Genomic DNA, 1987 nt, shown 5'->3' with positions numbered 1-1987 from the left:
CTCACAGATGGCTCCCCTTCTCAATCTGAGAATCTAGCTACATCAATACTCTCAGGACTTTTCTGCACCACTAAGGCGTGAACGACAAACTCAGTCCGAACGCATAGAGCCCGCTCATCCTGAGTTTGTCGTAGACCTTGCCTTGTCGCAGCAATAGGATGTTGGCGAGTGTGCATCACCCTAGAATCAAGCACTGACAGAGCACTAGGATGAATTTCTATAGTGCAGTTGCGATCGCCTAAAAGCGTGATTTAACCGACCGTTCCAGTCGGTTTCCTCAATGCGTCAACGATCGCCTCTCGCAAAATCGATAACCCCAATGCGATCTCCTGATCTGAAACAGTCAGCGGCGGGGCAATGCGAAAGATTCCACCCATCCCCGGCAGATTGACGATATTCATGCTCAGACCCAGGTCAAGGGCTTTCTGGGTAATGCGATCGCCCAGTTCCGGGGCCGGGGCTTTCGTTTCTTTATCGCGCACAATTTCCAGGCCCAGTAGCAAACCGCGCCCCCGCACATCCCCGATGCAATCGAATTCTGCTTGCAGTGATTCCAGCCCCTGTCTGAGCTGAGTTCCTGCGACCTGGGCGCGTTGCACCAACTGATCGCGCAGGAGTACCTGTAAAACCGTGAGGCCGATGGCCGCCGGGAGCGGGTCTGAGACGTGGGTGGTGTAAAAGACAAAGCCGCGTTCGTGGCATTTTTCCTCAATCTCAGCAGAGGTGAGCACAGCGGAGAGCGGTAACCCTGCGCCCAGGGTTTTAGAGAGGGTCAGAAAATCGGGCACGATCGCATCTCTTGAGAAGGCAAACATCTCACCGGTGCGGCCCAGTCCGGTTTGGGCTTCATCGATAATCAGCATCATGCCCCTTGCCTCACAGTGGGCTTTGAGGGCTTGCAGGTAGCCCACAGGCAAATCGAGAATGCCCCCCGCACTGAGAATCGGTTCAGCAATAAAAGCGGCCAGGGCTCCGGTGGATTGGCGATCGACGAGTTCAAAACTGTAGTCTAGCTCGGCCCGCCAGTCATACTCCGCTACCTGACCAAAGGTCGGGCGGTAAAAATTGGGAGCCATGATCGCCATCCCACCGACGCCCATCGGTCCATACCCCCGGCGGGCGGCTGAGTAGGTGGCGGCGGCAGCTCCTCCCGTCATGCCATGCCAGGATTGGGCGAAGCTCACCACTTCGTGCCCACCCGTAGCCAGCCGCGCCATCTTGAGCGCCGCTTCGTTGGATTCAGCACCTGTGCTCAAAAACATCACCCGATCGAGACCGGGCGGCGTGAGGGCGGTGAGGGTTTCGGCGAGGTCCACCACCGGTTCTGACAACATGCCGCTAAACAGATGCGCCAGAGTCCCAATGGACTGGCTAACGGTTTCGACAATGTCAGGATGGCTGTGTCCCAAGATGGCGCTCATTTGACCAGATGTAAAGTCCAGCACACGGCGTCCACTGCGATCGTAAAGAAAGGAGCCTGCGGCGCGGTGAGCAATAAAGCTAGAGAAGGTTCCACCATAACGAATGAGGGAGTTCTGAGCTTTCTCTAAAACAGTGGGTGTCGGTAAAGAGGGGCGGGTGGCTTGTGTGTGATCACCAATTAAGACCATGCGATTGACCTCATGAGATATCTATTAGTTGGTTAGCACGGAGTCGTATGGAGTAGTTGTAGCGTGATTCACGGGGGCGAATTTTCCGGGCGGTAGACAATGGAACAGAACGTTAACTTCGCCAGCATCGCGATCCACTCGCGATCGCCCAACCCGCCCGACCTCCGGCCCCGATCGGCGGCTCACAGGTTGGGGTCTCCGGTGAGCTCTCCCGGTCGTTCTCGCGGCACTGCAGCGGGAATCACCTGAGTCACGGCTCCGGTTTTGCGAAACATGGCTTTGCGATTGAGCCCCACCACCACCAGCGCCACCGCCACCACAAAAATCATGTCGTAGGGCTGGGCATCCGGCCAGATCGGGTTAATCAGCTGCAAGTG

At 56.7% G+C, this 1987-nt stretch carries 1 protein-coding gene and 1 pseudogene; both read right to left on the bottom strand.

The window, feature by feature from the left end:
• Window positions 1–251 precede the first annotated feature (251 nt).
• Window positions 252–1610: an aspartate aminotransferase family protein gene (locus JUK32_RS12645; protein ID WP_204139217.1), complete on the bottom strand. Its 1359-nt coding sequence runs from the start codon at window positions 1608–1610 to the stop codon at window positions 252–254.
• Between the two features lie 182 nt (window positions 1611–1792).
• Window positions 1793–1987 (bottom strand): annotated as a pseudogene (locus JUK32_RS12640) (CPBP family intramembrane glutamate endopeptidase); the annotation flags it as partial.

This window comes from Halomicronema sp. CCY15110 (genome assembly GCF_016888165.1).
Taxonomy (GTDB): Bacteria; Cyanobacteriota; Cyanobacteriia; order Phormidesmidales; family Phormidesmidaceae; genus Halomicronema.
Note: the sequence above shows the minus strand (reverse complement) of the source record. Positions and strands in the feature narration are given on the sequence as shown.